Here is a 17,151-nt window from a genome sequence, read left to right on the forward strand (position 1 = left end):
GAGAGGTGCGTTGGATGGTCGACACGAGCCGGTGCTGCTCGACGAGTCGCTGCACTACCTCGCCGGAGAGCGGGGCGGCACGGTGGTCGACTGCACGCTCGGTCTCGGCGGCCACGCCGCGGCGCTGCTCGAGCGGGCCCCGACGGTGCGACTGGTGGGGATCGACCGCGACCCCGAGGCGCTCGAACGGGCGGCCGAGCGGCTCGCCGGCTTCGGCGATCGCGTGCGGCTCGTCGAGAGTCGATTCGGCGATCTGCGGGAAGCGCTCGCGCCGCTCGGCCTGCCGCCGCTCGCCGGGGTCTTCGCGGACCTCGGCGTCTCGTCGCTGCAGCTCGACCTGGCGCGGCGCGGCTTCAGTTTCCGGCGGGACGGACCGCTCGACATGCGCATGGGGCGCGACGGGCCGACGGCGGCGGACGTGGTGAACAGCTACTCGGAGGCGGACTTGGAGAGCATTCTGCGGGGCTATGGCGAGGAGCACGACGCGCGGCGCATCGCGCGGGCGATCGTCCGGGCGCGCGCCCGCCAGCCGATCGTCACCACCGGCGAGCTGTCGCGCGTCGTCGTCTCCGCCAAGGGCGGCGACCGGCAGCGCGAGGGGCGCGTCGACCCGGCCACCCGCACCTTCCAGGCGCTGCGCCTCGAGGTGAACCAGGAGCTGCGCGAGCTCGAGCGGATGCTCGACGACGCCGTCGAGCTGCTCGACCGCGACGGGCGCCTGGTGGTGATCTCCTATCACTCGCTCGAAGATCGCGTCGTCAAGCACCGTTTGCGCGACCTCGCGCGCGGCGAAGTCGACCCGACCACCGGCGCCTCGCTTGCCGAGACGCGTGCGCTCGAGCTGCTCACCCGCAAGCCCGTGCGGCCGAGCGAGACCGAGGTCGCGGCCAACCCCCGCGCCCGCTCGGCGCGGCTGCGCGCGGCGCGGAGGATCTGAGAGGCGCCGTGCGCAGCGCCTACGCGGTCCGCCGTCCCGTCGTCAACGCCTTCCTCGTCCGGGAGCGCGACCGGCGACGCCTGCGCGATCTCGCCTGGGTGCTGATGGCGGTCGCCCCGTTGCTCACCGCGATGGCCGGGTACACCTGGCTGCGCCTCGAGCAGGTGCGGGTCGGCTATCGCGTCGAGAAGCTCGAGCGCCAGCTGCGTCGTCTCGAGCAGGACGAGCGCCAGCTGCGTCTCGAGGCGGCCTACCTCGCCAGCCCCGGCCGGGTCGGTGAACGCGCCGCTGCCGAGCTCGGCATGGTGCCGCCCACCCTCGACCGCCTGCTTTTCGCCGAGGAGCTGCGGTGAAGCACCGACTCGCGATCGTGCTCGCCCTGGTGGCGTTGTGGAGCGCCGGGATCGTCTGGCGCCTCTACCACCTGCAGGTCGTCGACCACGACGACTACCGGCGCAAGGCCGAGAAGCAGCAGCAGCGCGTCCTCGAGCTCGACGCGCCGCGCGGGACGATCTACGACGCGCGCGGTCGCGAGCTCGCCGTGTCGGTGGCGGTGGAGTCGGCCTTCGCCGTGCCGCGCGAGATCGGCGACGCGGCGGCGGCGGCGCGGCGCATCGCGCCGCTGCTCAAGCTCGACGCCACGCGCCTCGCCGCCCTGCTCGCCACCGACCGCGAGTTCGTCTGGGTGGCGCGCAAGCTCGATCCGCCCCAGGCGCAGGCGCTCAAGGCCGCCAAGCTCCCCGGCATCTATTTTCTCGACGAGAGCAAGCGCTACTACCCGATGCGCGACGTGGGAGCGGCGGTGCTCGGGTACGTCGGCACCGACGACCACGGACTGGGCGGCCTCGAGGCGCAGTTCGAGAAGGTGGTGGCCGGCGTGCCGGGACGGCGCACCGTGCTGCGCGATGCGCGCTCGGGAACGCTGGCGACGCCCGACCACGAAATCTCCGAGCCGCTGCCGGGGCGCGATCTGCACCTGACGCTCGACGCCGTGCTGCAGAGCGTCGCCGAGACCGAGCTCGCACGAGTGGTCGCCGAGCGACACGCCAAGAGCGGCAGCCTGGTGATGCTCGACCCGTCCACCGGCGCGGTGCTGGCGATGGCTTCCGTGCCCGGCTTCGACCCGAATCACTTCCGTTCGTACCCGCAGGAGTCGTGGCGCAACCGCCCGGTGATGGACGCCTACGAGCCGGGCTCCACCTTCAAGATGGTCACCGCCGCGGCGGCGCTCGAAGGCGGGCTGGTGGACCCCGACGACATATTCGACTGCGAGATGGGCGGCATCACCCTGGCGAAGACCCGGATCTCGGACCACAAGCCGTTTGGCCTCCTGACCTTTCGCGAGGTGATCGCCAAGTCGAGCAACGTCGGCACGATCAAGACGGCGCTGCGTGTCGCCAACCGTCCCTTCTACGACACCATCCGCGCCTTCGGCTTCGGACGGTTGACGCAGATCGACCTGCCCGGCGAAAGCGCCGGCCTGCTGATGCCGGTCGAGCGCTGGGGTCCGATCGCCAAGGCCTACATCTCGTTCGGCCAGGGGATCTCGATCACTCCGCTCCAGCTCGCCTCCGCCTTCGCGGTGGTGGCGAACGGCGGACGCCTGCTGCGGCCGTACATCGTCGCCGAGGTGGGTGACGAAGGGGGACGACGCTCGCTGCACGCGCAACCGGAGGTCGTCGGCGAGCCGGTGTCGCGCCGGACCGTGGCGACGCTCGCCTCGCTGCTCACCTCGGTGGTGACCGACGGAACGGGCAAGTCGGCGGCGATCGGCGGATTCCCCGTGGCCGGCAAGACCGGAACCGCGCAGAAGGCGGTGCCCGGAGTCGGCTACCTGCCGGACGAGTTCATCGCCAGCTTCGTCGGCTTCGCGCCGCTCGACCGCCCGCGGGTCGTGGTGGCCGTCGTGGTGGACGACCCCAAGGGGGGCTACCACGGAGGCGACGTGGCGGCGCCGGTGTTCAAGACCGTGGTCGAGCGGACGCTGCTTTACCTCGGCGTACGGCCCGAGCGCGAGACGCCGGAGCGGTGGCCGGGCGAGCCCGAGCCGACCGAGGAGCCGAAGACGACCGTGCAGGTTGCCGAGCGCCAGGAGACGGCAGCGCCCGCGACCGAGGCGCCCGCCGTGGTCGCCGCCGGGCCCCTGCTCCCGGATCTGGCCGGGATGACCGCGCGCCAGGCGACGAGCCAGCTCACCCGGCTCGGTCTGCGGCCGGTCCTGCTCGGCAACGGGGTCGTCGAGCGGCAGGAGCCGCCGGCCGGGGCCCCGTTGCCGGCACGCGGCGGTGCGGTTCAGGTCTACCTCGCGGCGGGGGTCTCCTGATGCGCCTCGCCGAGCTCGTGGCCGGGATGCCGGTGATCGGCTCCGCCGGAACCGACCCGGAGGTGAGCGGAATCGCCTACGACTCGCGGCAGGTGCGGCCGGGCGACCTGTTCGTCGGCTGGCGCGGCGTACGGCACGACCCGCGCGACTTCGTCGCCGATGCGGTCGCCGGCGGCGCGGTGGCGGTGATCGTCGACGCGCCGGCGCCGGCGGACGTTCCGTCGGTCGTGCCGTGGCTCGAGGCGGCCGAGCCGCGAGCCTTGCTCGCGCCGCTCGCCGCCCGCCTGTTCGCCCATCCGGAGCGCGAGCTGACGCTGCTCGGCGTCACCGGGACCAACGGCAAGTCGACGACGGTCGCGGCCCTGGCGGCGATCTGGCAGGCCGCCGGACGGCCCTGCGCCGTCTTCGGCACGCTCGGCCATGCCTTCGCCGGCGACGAGCTGGCGAGGTTCGGACGCACCACGCCGGAGGGCTCCGACCTGCTGTCGGCGATCCGCGCGGCGCGTGATCGCGGAGCGGTCGCCGCGGCGATGGAGGTCTCGTCGCACTCGCTCGTCCAGGGCCGGGTCGAGGGGCTGCGCTTCGACGCGGCCGTCTTCACCAACCTGACGCGCGACCATCTCGACTTCCACGGCGGGATGGAGGGCTACTTCGCCGCCAAGCGGCGGCTCTTCGACCGCCTGAAGCCGGGTGGCCGAGCGGTGGTCAACCTCGACGACCCCTGGGGCAAGCGGCTCGCCGAGGAGCTGCCCGACGCGCTGACCTTCGGCGAGTCGGGCGCGGTGCGCCTGGTGGACGCCGCGCTGTCGGAGCGCTCGACGCGCGGACGACTGCTGACTCCGCGCGGCGAGCTCGCCTTCGAGGCCAGGCTGCTCGGGCGGTACAACCTCGCCAACCTCTGGGCCGCCGCCGCGACCGCCGAAGCGCTCGAGCTGCCGCACGAGGCGATCGCCGCCGGCCTGGCTGCGCTCGCCCCCTTGCCCGGACGGATGGAGCCGGTCGACTGCGGCCAGGCATTCCCGGTGCTGATCGACTTCGCCCACACCGATGCGGCGCTCGAAGCGGCGCTGCGCTCGCTGCGCGAGCTCTCCGGTCGCAAGGTGATCGTCGTCTTCGGCTGTGGCGGCGACCGTGATCCCGGGAAGCGTCCGCTCATGGGGCGGATCGCCGGGCGGCTCGCCGACCTGCCGATCGTGACCTCCGACAACCCGCGCAGCGAGGATCCCCTGGCGATCATCGCGGCGGTGGAGGAGGGGCTGCGGGCGAGCGGCAACCCGGGCTATCGCGTCATGCCGGATCGCCGCGAGGCGATCCGCCGGGCGCTCGCCGTGGCCGGCGGCGGACGCTACGCCGTACTGGTCGCCGGCAAGGGACACGAGCAGGTGCAGCTCGTCGGCGATCGCCGCATTCCGTTCTCCGATCGCGAGGAGATCGAGAAGGCGCTCGTCGAGCTGCGGGACCGACCGGTGGCGAGCTGAGGCGGACGACCATGCTGCTCGACCTCCTGCTGCCCCTGCACGAGCGCCTGCCGGCGCTCAACGTCTTCCGCTACATCACCTTCCGCACGGCCGGTGCGGTGCTCACGGCGCTGGCGATCTGCCTGCTCGCCGGACCGCGCTTCATCGCCCTGCTGCGCCGCCTGTCGGTCGGTCAGAACATCCGCGAGGTCGGTCCGGCGAGCCATCAGGTCAAGGCCGGCACGCCGACGATGGGCGGCCTGCTCATCCTCGTCAGTCTTACCGGAGCGACGCTGCTCTGGGCCCAGCTGCGCAACCCCCTCGTCTGGCTGGCGCTCGCCGTCACGCTCGGCTTCGGGGCGGTCGGCTTTGCCGACGATCTGCTCAAGGTCCGGCGGCATCGCAATCTGGGGCTCGGGGTGCGCGCGAAGCTCGGTGGCCAGTTCCTCGTCGCGGGCGGCGCCGGTCTGGCGCTCTGGATCTGGCCCGAGCACTTCGGCGTGCCGGCGAGCCTCACTTTCCCCTTCTTCAAGGGCTGGGTGCTGCCGCTCGGCGGGTGGTACGTGCCGTTCGCCCTCGTGGTGCTGGTGAGCACGTCGAACGGCGTGAATCTCACCGATGGGCTCGACGGCCTGGCGATCGGCGCGATGCTCATCGCCGCCTCGACTTACGCCGTCTTCACCTACGTGGCGGGCCATGCCGGCCTGGCGCGCTACCTGCAGGTGCCGTACGTCGCCGGGGTCGGCGAGGTGGCCGTCTTCTGCGGCGCGCTCGCCGGAGCCTCGCTGGGCTTCCTCTGGTTCAACGCGCATCCGGCCGAGGTCTTCATGGGCGACGTCGGCTCGCTCGCGCTCGGCGGCGCCATCGGCACCGTCGCCCTGCTCTCGCGGCAGGAGATCGTGCTGATCCTCGTCGGCGGGCTCTTCGTCATCGAAGCGGTCTCCGTCATCCTCCAAGTGGCCTCGTTCAAGGCCACCGGCCGCCGGATCTTCCGCATGGCGCCGTTGCATCACCACTTCGAGCTCGGCGGTTGGGCGGAGTCGAAGGTGATCGCGCGCTTCTGGATCCTCTCGCTGGTCTTCGCCCTGCTCGGGCTGTCGACCCTCAAGCTGCGATGAACGCGCCCTTCGATCCCGCCCGCCTGCGCCGGGTCCTGGTCTACGGGCTGGGGCTCTCGGGCCTTGCGGCAGCGCGCCTGCTGCGCCGTCGCGGCATCGAGGTCGTCGGCGTCGACCGCCGTCAGCTCGCCGGCGAGGCGCTCGGTGCGCTCGCCGGCGAGCCGGGCTTTTCGGCGCTGCTCGGCCGCGAGCCCGACACGCTCCCGCCAGGAGTCGACGCGATCGTCGCGAGCCCCGGGGTGCCGGTCGACCGGCCGGTCCTCGCCGCGGCTCGGGCGGCCGGACTGCCGGTGGTGGCGGAGGTCGAGCTGGCCTTTCGCCTCCTCGAGGGAACGGTCGTCGCGGTGACGGGAAGCAACGGCAAGAGCACGGTGACGGCGATGACCGGGACGTTGCTCGCCGGCGCCGGATTCCCCACCGAGGTCTGCGGCAACATCGGTCTGCCGCTCTGCGACGTCGTCGACGGCGCGCCCGGGCGGGTCTTCGTCGTCGAGCTCTCGAGCTTCCAGCTCGAGGGGATCTCCCGCTTCCGGCCGCGCGCCGCGGCGCTGCTCAACCTCTCGCCCGACCACCTCGACCGGCACGGGAGCCTCGCGGCCTACCTCGCCGCCAAGCAGCGTGTCTTCGAGAACCAGACCGCCGCCGACGTGGCAGTGCTCAACGCCGACGAGACGGCGGTTGCCGAAACGCCCGTGGCGGCGCGGCGCCGTCTCTTCTCGCGTCGCGGCCCGGTGATCGACGGCTGCTACGTGGAGGGCGGCGAGGTCGTCGAGGTCGCGCCGGGGCAGAGGCCGCGCCGCCTCTTCGCCGTCGCCGACGTGCCGGTGCCGGGGCTGCACAACCTCGAGAACGCGATGGCCGCCGCACTGCTGGCGCGCGCCGGCGGGGCGAGCGTCGAGGCGATCGCGCCGGCGCTCGCCAGCTACCGGGGTCTGCCGCATCGCCTCGAGCGGGTGCGCGAGCGCGGCGGCGTGGTCTTCTTCGACGACTCGAAGGGGACGAACGTCGCCGCGACCGAGCGCTCGCTCGAGGGCTTCGCGGACGGCTCGGTTCACCTCATCCTCGGCGGCCGCAACAAGGGCGCCGACCTCGCCTACCTGGCGCCGATGGTGGAGCGCAAGGCGCGGCGCATCTACCTCATCGGCGAGTCGGCCGAGGCGTTCGAGCGCGCGCTCGCCGCCCACGCGCCGTTCGAGCGCTGCGGCACGCTCGACCGGGCCATCGTCTCCGCGGCGGCGGCGGCGCGACCCGGCGAGTCGGTCGTGCTCTCTCCGGCCTGCGCCAGCTTCGACCAGTTTCGCGACTACCTGCACCGCGGCGAGGAGTTCAAGCGCCTGGTGCGCGAGCTGCCGGCGGAGGTGACCGTTGGCTAAGAAGCTCGCCTTCGACCGGGTTCTCTTCACGACCGTCTCGCTGCTCGCCGGCCTCGGCCTGGTGATGGTCTATTCGGCGAGCGCCGCCCAGGCGGCCGGACGGCCGATCAACCTGTTCCTGGTCAAGCAGGGGGTCGCGGCGCTCATCGGCTTCGCCCTGATGCTGCTCGCCATGCACGTCGACTACCGCAAGCTCCGTGAGCCCGCGGTCGTGGGCTCGCTGGTGGCGGCCGCGCTGCTCCTGCTCGCCCTCGTCCTGGTCGGCCCCGAGCTCAACGCGACGCGGCGCTGGATCTTCCTCGCCGGCGTCTCCTTCCAGCCGTCGGAGCTCGCCAAGCTGGCGCTCGTCGCCTACCTCGCCTACCAGATCGAGAAGAAGCAGGATCGCGTCAACTCCACCGAGCTGCTGATTCCGGCGGCGCTGATCACCGGCCTGCTCGCCGGCCTGGTGGTGCTCGAGCCCGACCTCGGCACGGCCGTCCTGCTCTGCGGCACGGCGGCGACGATGCTCTTCATCGCCGGGCTTTCGTGGCGGTTCGTCGCCACTCTCGGCGGTCTGGCGGTGCCGACGATCTACTTCCTGATCGTCACCGTGCCGTACCGCCGCCAACGCCTGCTGACCTTCCTCGACCCGGAGCGCGATCCGCTTCGCTCGGGTTTCCAGGTGCTCCAGTCGCTCATCGCCGTCGGCTCCGGGGGGCTGCTCGGCCTCGGACCGGGGCAGAGCGTGCAGAAGCTCTACTTCCTGCCCTATCCGTTCTCCGACTTCATCTACGCCATCGTCGCCGAGGAGCTCGGGCTCGTCGGGGCGGTCGCCGTGCTGGCGCTCTTCGGCGTCCTCCTCTGGCGCGGCGTGCTCGCCGGAATGCGGGCGCCCGACCTCTTCGGTCGTTACCTCGGCTGGGGGATCACCACCGTCCTGGTCCTGCAGGCGCTGATCAATATCAGTGTGGTCATCGCCATCTTCCCCACCAAGGGGATGACCCTGCCGTTCATCTCGTACGGCGGCTCGTCGCTCGTCATGGCGCTGCTGCTCTCCGGCGTGCTGCTCAACATCTCCCAACATGCCTGAGATCCTCTGCGTCTCCGCGGGCTCGACCCCAGCAACGGCGCCCGGCCGGCGTGGCGGCGATCGTCGTTCGCCTTTGGCTCGCCGCGGTGAGGTGACGCGATGATGTTCCATCGCTTCGCCGGCTTGCGGCACGCGCACTTCGTCGGCATCGGCGGCGCCGGGATGAGCGGCATCGCCGAGGTCCTGCTGCAGTACGAGCTCGCCGTCTCGGGCTGCGACCTCGCGGCGAGCGAGGCGACGGCGCGCCTGGCGTCGCTCGGGGCGCGGATCTCCCTCGGCCACTCGCCGGAGCACCTCGACGGCGTCGACCTGCTGGTGATCTCCTCGGCCGTCGCGGCGGCCAACCCGGAGGTCCGCGCGGCGCGCGAGCGCGGCATCACCGTGGTCCGCCGTGCCGAGATGCTCGCCGAGCTGATGCGACTCAAGTACGGCATCGCCGTGGCCGGGACGCACGGCAAGACGACCACCACCTCGCTCGCCGGCACACTGCTCACCGAAGCCGGGCTCGACCCGACGGTGATCGTCGGCGGACGCCTGCGCGTCTCGGGGACCGGCGCCCGCCTCGGCCAGAGCGACTACATGGTGGTCGAAGCCGACGAGTTCGACCGCAGTTTCCTCTCGCTCTCTCCGGTGGTGGCGGTGATCACGACGATCGACGCCGATCACCTCGACACCTACCGCGACCTCGCCGAGATCCAGGACGCCTTCGTCACCTTCGCCAGCCGCGTGCCCTTCTTCGGCCAGATCGTCGCCTGCCTCGACGACCCGCGGGTCGCCGAGGTGCTGCCGCGCCTGGCGAATCGACGGATCGTCACCTACGGCCTCGCCGAGCCCGCCGACCTGCGCGCCGTCGACCTCGAGGCGTTGCCGACCGGCACGCGTTTCCGCGTCGTGCACGTGCAGCGCGGCGATCTCGGCGAGTTCCTGGTGCCGATGCCAGGCCTGCACAATGTCCGGAACGCGCTCGCGGCGATCGGGGTGGCGCTCGCCCTGGGCATCGAACCGCCGGCGATCGCTCGCGCGCTCGCCACCTTCTCGGGCGTCCACCGTCGCTTCGAGCGGCTCGGCGACCTCTCGGGCGCCGAGATCATCGACGACTACGCGCACCACCCGACCGAGGTCGCCGCGACCCTCGCCGCAGCGCGTCAGGTCTATCCGCGCCGTCGCATCGTCGCGGTGTTCCAGCCGCACCTCTTCTCGCGCACCCGCGATCTCGCGGGCGACTTCGGCCGCGTCCTGCTCGGCGCCGACCGCGCGGTGGTCACCGACGTCTACCCGTCGCGCGAATCGCCGATCCCCGGAGTGACGGGGGAGCTCGTCGTCACCGCCGCACGGGCGGCGGGACACCCGTGGGTGCGCTACTGCCCGACACGGGCCGAGGCTGAGGCGCTGGTGCGCGCCGAGCTCGAGCCCGGCGACGTCGTGCTGACGCTCGGCGCCGGCGACATCGTGCGTCTGGCGCAGTCGCTCGCCGCGAGCGGAGCGGAGGTCCCGTCGTGACGCCGGCGCCGATCGGCCCCGAGGCGAAGGTGCTGCCGTTCCGCCGCCGGCAGGGGGCGGTGCGGATCCGCCGCCGTCCGCTCGTCGCCCGGCTCGCCGCACCGTTCGCCCAGGCGCTGCTGCTCGTCGGTGCGCCGGCGGCGCTGCTCTTCTGGGTGCTGGCTTCGCCGAGCTTCGCGCTCGCCGACGTGCAGGTCGAGGGGCTCACCCACGTGGCGCCGCAGTGGGTCGACCGGGCGCTCGCGCCGCTGCGCGGCCGCAACCTCCCGCGCCTCGAGCTCGGCGAGGTCTCGGGGCGCCTCTCGGCCAACCCGTGGATCGAGGCGGTGACCGTCGAAAAGCGCCTGCCGCGCGCACTGCGTGTCGCGGTGGTGGAGAAGCGGCCTGCCGCGCTATTGCGCCGCGAGCACGAGCTGCTCTACCTCGACAGCGCGGGGCAGGTCATCGCGCCGTTCGACCCGGCCGACGGGGCCGCCGATCTGCTCCTCGTGTCGGTGGCCGCCGGCGCCGAGCGCGAGCTGCCGCAGGTGTTCGCCTTCGCCAGCGAGCTCGCGGCGGCCGCGCCGGCCGTCGGGTCGGGTCTCTCGGAGGTCGCTGTGCTGGGCGACGGTGACTTCCGGGTCTTCTCCGCGGCGCTGCCGTTTCCCGTGCTGCTCCGGCGGGGCCCGCTCGCACACCGCCTGGCGGTGCTCGGCGAGTGGCTCCCCGAGCTGCGCCGCCGCTATCCCAAGCTCGACGCGGTCGACCTGCGTTTCCCGCGTCGCATGATTCTGGTTCCGGGCGAGGCGCCTCCGCGCGAGGCGTCCGACGATCGAAAGGTGAGGACCGCAACATGGCAAAGCCCGAGCAGTACCTCGTAGGCATCGACATCGGCTCGTCCAAGGTCGCCGTGCTGATCGGACAGCGCGACGCCAAGGGGGCGCTCGAGGTGGCCGGCAAGGGGACCGCCCCGAACCGCGGTACCCGGCGCGGCAACATCGTCAACGTCGAGGCCACCGTCGAGGCGCTCAAGGCGGCGAGCGAGGAGGCTGAGGTGATGGCCGGGGTGGAGATCTCGCGTGCCTACGTCGGGGTCGCCGGAGCGGACATCCGCAGCGTCAACTCGCGCGGCATGGTGTCGGTGTCACGCAAGGACCGCGAGATCGCCAGCCAGGACATCAAGCGGGCGCTCGAAGCGGCGCAGTCGGCGGCGTTGCCCTCCGATCGCGAGATCCTCCATGCCCTGCCGCAGGAGTTCATCGTCGACGAGCAGGGCGGCATCAGCGACCCGCTGGGGATGCTGGGCAGCCGGCTCGAGGTGACGGTTCACCTGATCACGGGTCAGGTGGCGCGCTCGAAGACGCTGCTGACCTGCGTCAACCGCGCCGGTATCGAGGTGGCCGAGATGATCTTCGAGCCGCTCGCCGCGGCCGAGGCAGTGCTCTCGCCCGACGAGCGCGACCTCGGCGTGCTGCTGCTCGACATCGGGGCCGGCACCACCGGCTACGCGCTCTTCGCCGACGGCGAGATGGAGCACTCGGCGGTGCTGCCGATCGGCGCGGGTCACTTCACCAACGACTTGGCGATGGTCCTGCGGACGCCCTATGCCGAGGCCGAGCGCATCAAGATCAAGGAAGGCTGCTGTCTCGCCGCCATGGTCCAGGACGAGGAGGGGATCTCGGTGCCGGCGGTGGCCGGTGGGGCGGCGCGCGTCGTGCCGCGCCGCGAGATCTGCGAGATCCTCCAGCCGCGCGCCGAGGAGCTGCTCTCGCTGCTGCGCGAGGACCTGGTCAAGAACGGCTGGGACGGGACGCTGCGCGGCGGGGTGGTGCTGACCGGCGGCGGCGCGCAGCTCGACGGCCTGCTCGAGATGGCGGGGCAGGTCTTCGGCTCGAGCGTCCGCTTCGGACTGCCGCAGGGGCTCGGCGGTCTGCACGACGTGATCAACTCGCCGTCCTGGTCGACCGCCGCCGGCCTGCTGCACTACGGACTGGTCGCCGAGCAGAACGCGGTGCGCAAGGAACGGCGAAGCGGCTTCTCGGTGCGCTCGATGATGGGCAGCCTGCGCAGCGTGTTCTCCGATCTGCTCTAGAGCCGCGAGCCCCGGGGCCCGGCCAACGAATCCGAAGAAGGAAGGGAGAGACTCCATGATCCTGTTCGACGACGACGACGCTGCCCGCCGCGTGACCCTCGAGGCGCTCGAAGAAGCCACCATGGTGCCCGCCAAGATCAAGGTCATCGGCGTGGGCGGCGGAGGCGGCAATGCCGTCAACCGGATGATGGCGGCCAAGCTCCGCGGCATCGAGTTCATCGCCGCCAACACCGACCTGCAGGCGCTCGCCAAGTGCCGCGCGCCGAAGAAGCTGCAGCTCGGCCCGCAGATCACCAAGGGGCTCGGCGCCGGCGCCGACCCGGAGATCGGCCGCAAGGCGGCGCTCGAGGACACCGAGCGGATCCTCGAGATCCTCGACGGCGCGGACATGATCTTCCTCACCGCCGGCCTCGGCGGCGGCACCGGCACCGGCGGCATCCCGGTGATCGCCAGCCTGGCGGCGGAGATCGGCGCGCTCACCGTGGCGGTGGTGACCAAGCCGTTCGGCTTCGAGGGGCGTCGCCGGATGATGGTCGCCGAGCGCGGCGTCGAGGAGCTGCGCGGCTCGGTCGACACGCTGATCACCATCCCCAACGAGCGCCTGCTCAACTACGTCGAGCGCGGCACGCCGCTCTCCGAGGCGTTCCGCATCGCCGACGACGTGTTGCGCCAGGCGGTGCAGGGCATCTCCGACCTCATCACCATCCCGGGCGAGGTCAACGTCGACTTCGCCGACGTCAAGGCGATCATGAGCGGCATGGGCATGGCGCTCATGGGCACCGGCATCGCCAAGGGCGAGAACCGGGCGCTCGAGGCGGCGCAGCGGGCGATCAGCTCGCCGCTGCTCGAGGAGACCTCGATCGAGGGCGCCAAGGGGGTGCTGATCAACATCTCCGGCGGCCGCGACCTGACGCTGCACGAGGTCAACGAGGCGGCGCGCATCATCCAGGGCGCCGTCGACCCGGACGCCAACATCATCGCCGGCATGGTGATCGACGAGGCGCTCGAGGAGGAGATGAAGATTACCGTCATCGCCACCGGCTTCCGCTTCGCCGGCGAGGAGCGGGTCGCCGCACCGCCGCTCCTGCGTGCGCCGTCGATCGGCGCCGCGCGGCCGATGGCGACCCCCGTCGCCGCGCCCTCGCGCGTGTCGGCCCAGCCGCTCCCGGCGCGCGGCAAGGAGGACGGCGGCGACGCCCCGTTCTTCAACAAGCTCGTGGCGCAGAGCCGTCCCGACGATCCGGGCGGCTTCGGGCCGAACTGGTCGGGCGTCGACGACTACGACATCCCGACCGTCCTGCGCAAGCAGATGGACTGAGGCGGGGAGGCGGGCGGCCCGCGGTCGCGGGCCGCCTCCTCGCGGAGCGGGCGAGCGGTGTTCCGGACGCGGCGTGAGCGGCACCTGTGGACCGCCGCGGCGGTCTATTTCGCGGCGATCCTCTCCACCCTCTCGACGGCGCAGCAGCTGCTCCTCGCGCTGCGCGAACGCGGTCTCCTGCGCGGCACGGTCCTCGGCGTCTTCCTCGTCGCCGCGCTGGCGCTCGTCGCCGCAGTGGCGGTCGGCCGCCCGGGCTGGCGCGAGACGCTCGTCGTGCTTGCCCTCGGCCTCGCCTACGCCCTGTTGCTCCGCCAGATGGCGATGCACCAGGAGCGGCTCCACATCCTCGAGTACGGCGCGCTCGCATTGCTGGTGCTCGCCGCGCTCGAGGAGCGTTGCCGAGCACTTTCCTCCTCGCCGCCGCCGCATTGGCCGCCGTACTTCTTCGCCTGCCTCGTCACCGCGCTCGCCGGTCTCGTCGACGAGCTGATCCAGGGGATCCTGCCGAGCCGCGTCGGCGACCCGCGGGACGTCGCCTTCAACGCCTTCGCCGGCGCGCTGGCGCTCGCCGCCGTCGCCGCCCGTCGCGCGGCGCGCACGCGCGATCGCGCGGGCCGGGCCGCCGCGCCGACTCCGGCACGATGAGGAGACGATGACCGAGCCCTTCGTTCCCGAGCTCTCGTTGCACCTCGCTTGGCCGCTCGCGGTCGCGGCGCTCGGCGGTCTCGCGGTCGGCTTCGAGCGCGAGTTCTCCGCCCGCCGCGAGGGCGACACGACGCGCTTCGGCGGCGTGCGCACCTTCCTGTTGCTCGGCCTCGCGGGCGGGTTGGCGGCGCTCCTCGCCGCCCTCGGCCAGGCGGTGCTCGGGGCGGTCGTGCTGGCCGCCGGCGCGCTCCTGGTGGCGATCGCCTACTTCGCCACGGCGCGGCGCGGACACGTCGACGCCACGACGGAGGTTGCCGGCATCGTCGTGCTCGCCGCTGGAGCGCTCGCCGGGGCGGGCGAGCTGGCGCTGGCGAGCGGTGTCTTCGCCGTCACCTCGTTGGTGCTGGCGGAGAAGGGGCGGCTGCACGCCCTCGTCGAGCGCGTGCGCAGCGAGGAGCTCGAGGCGGCGCTGCGCTTCGCCGTGCTCGCCCTCGTCGTCCTGCCGCTCCTGCCGGCCGGGCCGTTCGGCCCGGGCTACGGCCTGCGACCGCGCGAGACCTGGTTGCTGGTGCTGGTCTTCTCGGCGCTCTCGTTCGGCGGCTATCTCGCGCTGCGCCTTGCCGGGCCGTCGCGCGGTTACGGTGTCGCCGGGCTGCTCGGCGGTCTCGTGTCGTCGACCGCGGTGACGCTCAACTTCGCCCGCGAAAGCCGTCGCGAGGGTGCGCCCGCGGCGCCGCTCGCCCTCGGCGTCCTCGCCGCCTGCACGGTGCTGCCGGCGCGGGTCGTGGTGCTCTCCCTGCTGCTCAACCGCGACGTGGGATGGGAGGTCGCCCGCCTGCTCGCGCCCGTCTTCGCCGTGGCCCTGGCCAGCGCCGCGTTGAGCTTCCGCGCGGCAAGCCGATCGCCGAGCGACGGCGCGACGACGGAGCCCTCGAACCCGCTCCGGCTCGGTGCGGCGATCCAGATGGCCGTGCTCTTCCAGGTCGTGCTCTTCGTCATGGAGTGGATGGAGGCGGGCTTCGGCGACTCCGGCGTCTACGCCACCGCCTTCGCCACCGGCCTCACCGACCTCGACGCCCTGACCTACTCCATGTCCCGCCTCGGCGAAGGCCTCTCCCCCTTCCTCGCCGCCCGCGCCCTCGCCGTCGGCGTCCTCGCCAACACCCTCTTCAAGCTCGCCCTCGCCGCCACCCTCGGCCGCGGCCCCTTCCGCCGCCGCGTCACCCTCGGCCTCGCCGCCCTCGCCCTGGCGGTGCTCGTGGTGCTGGGAATGATGCGGTGAGGGAGGCTCAAGATCGGGGAGGAGAGCCCCATTCAACCCGGACTCTCATCCGAGATGGACCGATGGTTGGGAAGGGCTCACCTATCTGTCTGAAGTCCGGCGCCGTCGAGCTCTTTGACCACCAGAAGGCGTTCATGGCATTCAACGTCCGAAGCGCTCTTCGTAAGCAAGGCGCCGATAGAGGGCCGCAGCGAGAACAGTCGTGATCGCGACGGCGAGGAGGGCGAACGAGTCGTGAACGCCGGTCGGAGGGGTGCGGACCAGGAGGCCGATCGCGCTGCTGGAGAGGAGCACGAAGTAGGCGGCCTCGATGGACCAGATGAGGAGGAAGAGACGATTGGTCCACGTCATTCGGTAGCCTCGCCGAGACCGGCGAGGGAGCTTCTCGCTCGTGATCCGGCGCAGTGTACGGACCAGAGCTCTCCAGCCCTTGAGCGACAGCGAGTCGAGATCCCGAGCGACTTCGCGGCCAGTGTGTTTCAGTAGGAGCGGCAGCTTGTCGAGGATCTTGTCGAGGATCGCGAACATCAGGACCTCCTTTCGTTGCGCCGACTCTACGTCGTGTCCGGCGGCGTGGGCGCCATCGACACAATCCTGTCCTGTCGGCCTTCGCTGACGGTGCTTGCGAAGTGCTCTCCCTTCGTCGCCCGTTATCGCTCCCGGGCGACGGAGATCGCCGACCGCGTAGTGGTCCCCCATGGACGCGGGGCGGTGCGGGTCGCCGAGCTGGATTGCCTACTCGTCGAGTCTAGAAGGTCAGGAGAAGGCGCTCGGAAACCTCTTCTGCTTCCAGGCTCTGGCCAGGTAGCTGGAAGCGCCGAAGCATGGAGCGGCCGATACTCAGGAAGACCTCGCGTGCGAATAGGCCATCCGGGATCGGGAGATCGCAGGAATGCGCTCCCGACTTCTTGGTTCCGTCGATGCTGAGCAGGACGCGCACGCCGCGAGCCTTGCAGGCGGCGATCTCGTCGAGGAGTGACTCGAAGCTGAAGCTCTGGGCGCCGTAAAGGATCGCCTGAGTGTGGGAGTACGGCGGATCACAATAGACGACGTCTCCCGTTCTTGTCCGCCGCATGGCGTCGGCGAAGTGGGAGAGCGCGAACTCCGAGCCGACGATGCGTCGCCGCCAGTCGTCGACGCGCGCTGAAAAGCGATCTGGCGCGATGGGGGAGTGGATTCCGCAAGGCGTCGACATGTACCCGTCGGCCTTGCGGAAGCGGACGACTCCTCCGTAGCAGCTGCGACAGAGGAAGAGAAGGTCGGCGCCATTCGGTGATGCATTGAAGCGTCGCTTGATCTCCTCGTATCGTTCGACGCGATCACCGCTGCGAAAATGCTCCCACCGCTCTCGATACCAGGCCTTCAGCTCGTCCGGCTTGGTCTTGAGCGTTCTCCAGATCTCGATGAGCGGTGGGAATGCATCGGAGGCGAAGCCTCGGGAAGGTGCGAGGGTGGCAAGGACAGCGCCGCCGCCGAGGAACGGCTCCCAGTAGGCGCGCATGTCCGCCGGAAACAGCGCGACAATCTGAGAGGCGAGACGGTGCTTGTTTCCGATCCACTTCAGAAGCTGGCCTCGGGGCGGCTGGGCGCTCCCGAGGGTCTCCTCTGCGAAGAGGTTGGATTGGAAGAGGGCGACGTTCATGTCACTGGCGACCGAGTCGAGGATATCCCGATTTGGGATACGTAATCCCCGAAACTAGTCTGCCTTCGCTTGCGAAGTAGTACCACATCCACCAAAGACGCCAGACGGCTGGGCGATCTTCTGCGCGCCGCGAGAATCGCTGCCGGCCTGCGGCAAGCCGATCTCGCCGAGCGGCTGGGCCTGCCTCAGTCCTTTGTCAGCAAGTACGAGGCGGGCGAGCGGCGGCTCACCTTCGGTGAGGTCTCCAGGATCTGCTCCGTGCTCGAAGTCGATCTCACGGAGCTTGGGCACAAGCTCGAGGGCGCGGGTTCGTGAGAGCCGACCCTCGCTTCACCGGGCTCGAGAGAGACTTCTGGGCAACCGTTCGTCTGGTGAGCCAGGAGGTCGGCTACACGACTAGGGGTAGGGGTAGC

16 protein-coding genes are annotated in these 17,151 nt (G+C 71.5%); 14 read left to right on the top strand and 2 right to left on the bottom strand.

Annotated features, from left to right (window positions below; translation table 11 throughout):
* Positions 1-10 precede the first annotated feature (10 nt).
* From rsmH to IPJ17_05800, 13 genes are all read left to right on the top strand, one after another.
* Complete coding sequence (gene rsmH, locus IPJ17_05740) at positions 11-937, top strand: 16S rRNA (cytosine(1402)-N(4))-methyltransferase RsmH (GenBank protein QQR75082.1); 927 nt, start codon at positions 11-13, stop codon at positions 935-937.
* An 8-nt stretch (positions 938-945) separates the two neighbouring features.
* On the top strand, positions 946-1,290 hold the full coding sequence (locus tag IPJ17_05745) for a cell division protein FtsL (protein ID QQR75083.1): 345 nt from the start codon (positions 946-948) through the stop codon (positions 1,288-1,290).
* Positions 1,287-3,260: a PASTA domain-containing protein gene (locus IPJ17_05750; GenBank protein ID QQR75084.1), complete on the top strand. Its 1,974-nt coding sequence runs from the start codon at positions 1,287-1,289 to the stop codon at positions 3,258-3,260. Before IPJ17_05745 ends, IPJ17_05750 begins: the two co-directional genes overlap by 4 nt.
* Positions 3,260-4,738: a UDP-N-acetylmuramoyl-L-alanyl-D-glutamate--2,6-diaminopimelate ligase gene (locus IPJ17_05755; protein ID QQR75085.1), complete on the top strand. Its 1,479-nt coding sequence runs from the start codon at positions 3,260-3,262 to the stop codon at positions 4,736-4,738. Before IPJ17_05750 ends, IPJ17_05755 begins: the two co-directional genes overlap by 1 nt.
* A gap of 11 nt (positions 4,739-4,749) precedes the next feature.
* Positions 4,750-5,835: a phospho-N-acetylmuramoyl-pentapeptide-transferase gene (locus IPJ17_05760; GenBank protein QQR75086.1), complete on the top strand. Its 1,086-nt coding sequence runs from the start codon at positions 4,750-4,752 to the stop codon at positions 5,833-5,835.
* Positions 5,832-7,208, top strand: a complete 1,377-nt coding sequence (gene murD, locus IPJ17_05765) for a UDP-N-acetylmuramoyl-L-alanine--D-glutamate ligase (GenBank protein QQR75087.1) — start codon at positions 5,832-5,834, stop codon at positions 7,206-7,208. Before IPJ17_05760 ends, murD begins: the two co-directional genes overlap by 4 nt.
* Entirely contained in the window at positions 7,201-8,280 is a 1,080-nt protein-coding gene (ftsW, locus tag IPJ17_05770) for a putative lipid II flippase FtsW (protein ID QQR75088.1), read from the top strand. The genes murD and ftsW overlap by 8 nt, the downstream gene beginning before the upstream one ends.
* Before the next feature lie 99 nt (positions 8,281-8,379).
* The gene (locus tag IPJ17_05775) at positions 8,380-9,780 is read left to right on the top strand and encodes a UDP-N-acetylmuramate--L-alanine ligase (protein QQR75089.1); all 1,401 of its coding nucleotides are present in this window, start codon (positions 8,380-8,382) and stop codon (positions 9,778-9,780) included.
* Positions 9,777-10,640: an FtsQ-type POTRA domain-containing protein gene (locus IPJ17_05780; GenBank protein QQR75090.1), complete on the top strand. Its 864-nt coding sequence runs from the start codon at positions 9,777-9,779 to the stop codon at positions 10,638-10,640. Before IPJ17_05775 ends, IPJ17_05780 begins: the two co-directional genes overlap by 4 nt.
* The gene (gene ftsA, locus IPJ17_05785; protein QQR75091.1) at positions 10,613-11,851 is read left to right on the top strand and encodes a cell division protein FtsA; all 1,239 of its coding nucleotides are present in this window, start codon (positions 10,613-10,615) and stop codon (positions 11,849-11,851) included. The genes IPJ17_05780 and ftsA overlap by 28 nt, the downstream gene beginning before the upstream one ends.
* A 121-nt stretch (positions 11,852-11,972) precedes the next feature.
* Positions 11,973-13,169: a cell division protein FtsZ gene (gene ftsZ, locus IPJ17_05790; GenBank protein QQR76100.1), complete on the top strand. Its 1,197-nt coding sequence runs from the start codon at positions 11,973-11,975 to the stop codon at positions 13,167-13,169.
* Between the two features lie 57 nt (positions 13,170-13,226).
* Complete coding sequence (vanZ, locus tag IPJ17_05795) at positions 13,227-13,814, top strand: VanZ family protein (GenBank protein ID QQR75092.1); 588 nt, start codon at positions 13,227-13,229, stop codon at positions 13,812-13,814.
* 7 nt (positions 13,815-13,821) lie between these two features.
* A complete protein-coding gene (locus IPJ17_05800; GenBank protein QQR75093.1) occupies positions 13,822-15,096 on the top strand; it encodes a DUF4010 domain-containing protein in 1,275 nt (424 codons plus the stop codon).
* Positions 15,097-15,237: 141 nt separating this feature from the next.
* On the opposite strand, the gene IPJ17_05805 is transcribed toward IPJ17_05800, so the two are convergent.
* Both IPJ17_05805 and IPJ17_05810 read right to left on the bottom strand, forming a co-directional pair.
* Positions 15,238-15,624 carry a hypothetical protein gene (locus IPJ17_05805; protein ID QQR75094.1) on the bottom strand — a complete coding sequence of 129 codons (387 nt, stop codon included), beginning with the start codon at positions 15,622-15,624 and terminating at the stop codon, positions 15,238-15,240.
* 220 nt (positions 15,625-15,844) lie between these two features.
* On the bottom strand, positions 15,845-16,738 hold the full coding sequence (locus IPJ17_05810) for a DNA adenine methylase (GenBank protein ID QQR75095.1): 894 nt from the start codon (positions 16,736-16,738) through the stop codon (positions 15,845-15,847).
* A gap of 69 nt (positions 16,739-16,807) precedes the next feature.
* Between IPJ17_05810 and IPJ17_05815 the strand changes: the two genes are divergently transcribed.
* The gene (locus IPJ17_05815) at positions 16,808-17,053 is read left to right on the top strand and encodes a helix-turn-helix transcriptional regulator (GenBank protein ID QQR75096.1); all 246 of its coding nucleotides are present in this window, start codon (positions 16,808-16,810) and stop codon (positions 17,051-17,053) included.
* Positions 17,054-17,151 lie beyond the last annotated feature (98 nt).

The organism is Holophagales bacterium (assembly GCA_016699405.1).
Classification (GTDB): domain Bacteria; phylum Acidobacteriota; class Thermoanaerobaculia; order Multivoradales; family JAGPDF01; genus JAAYLR01.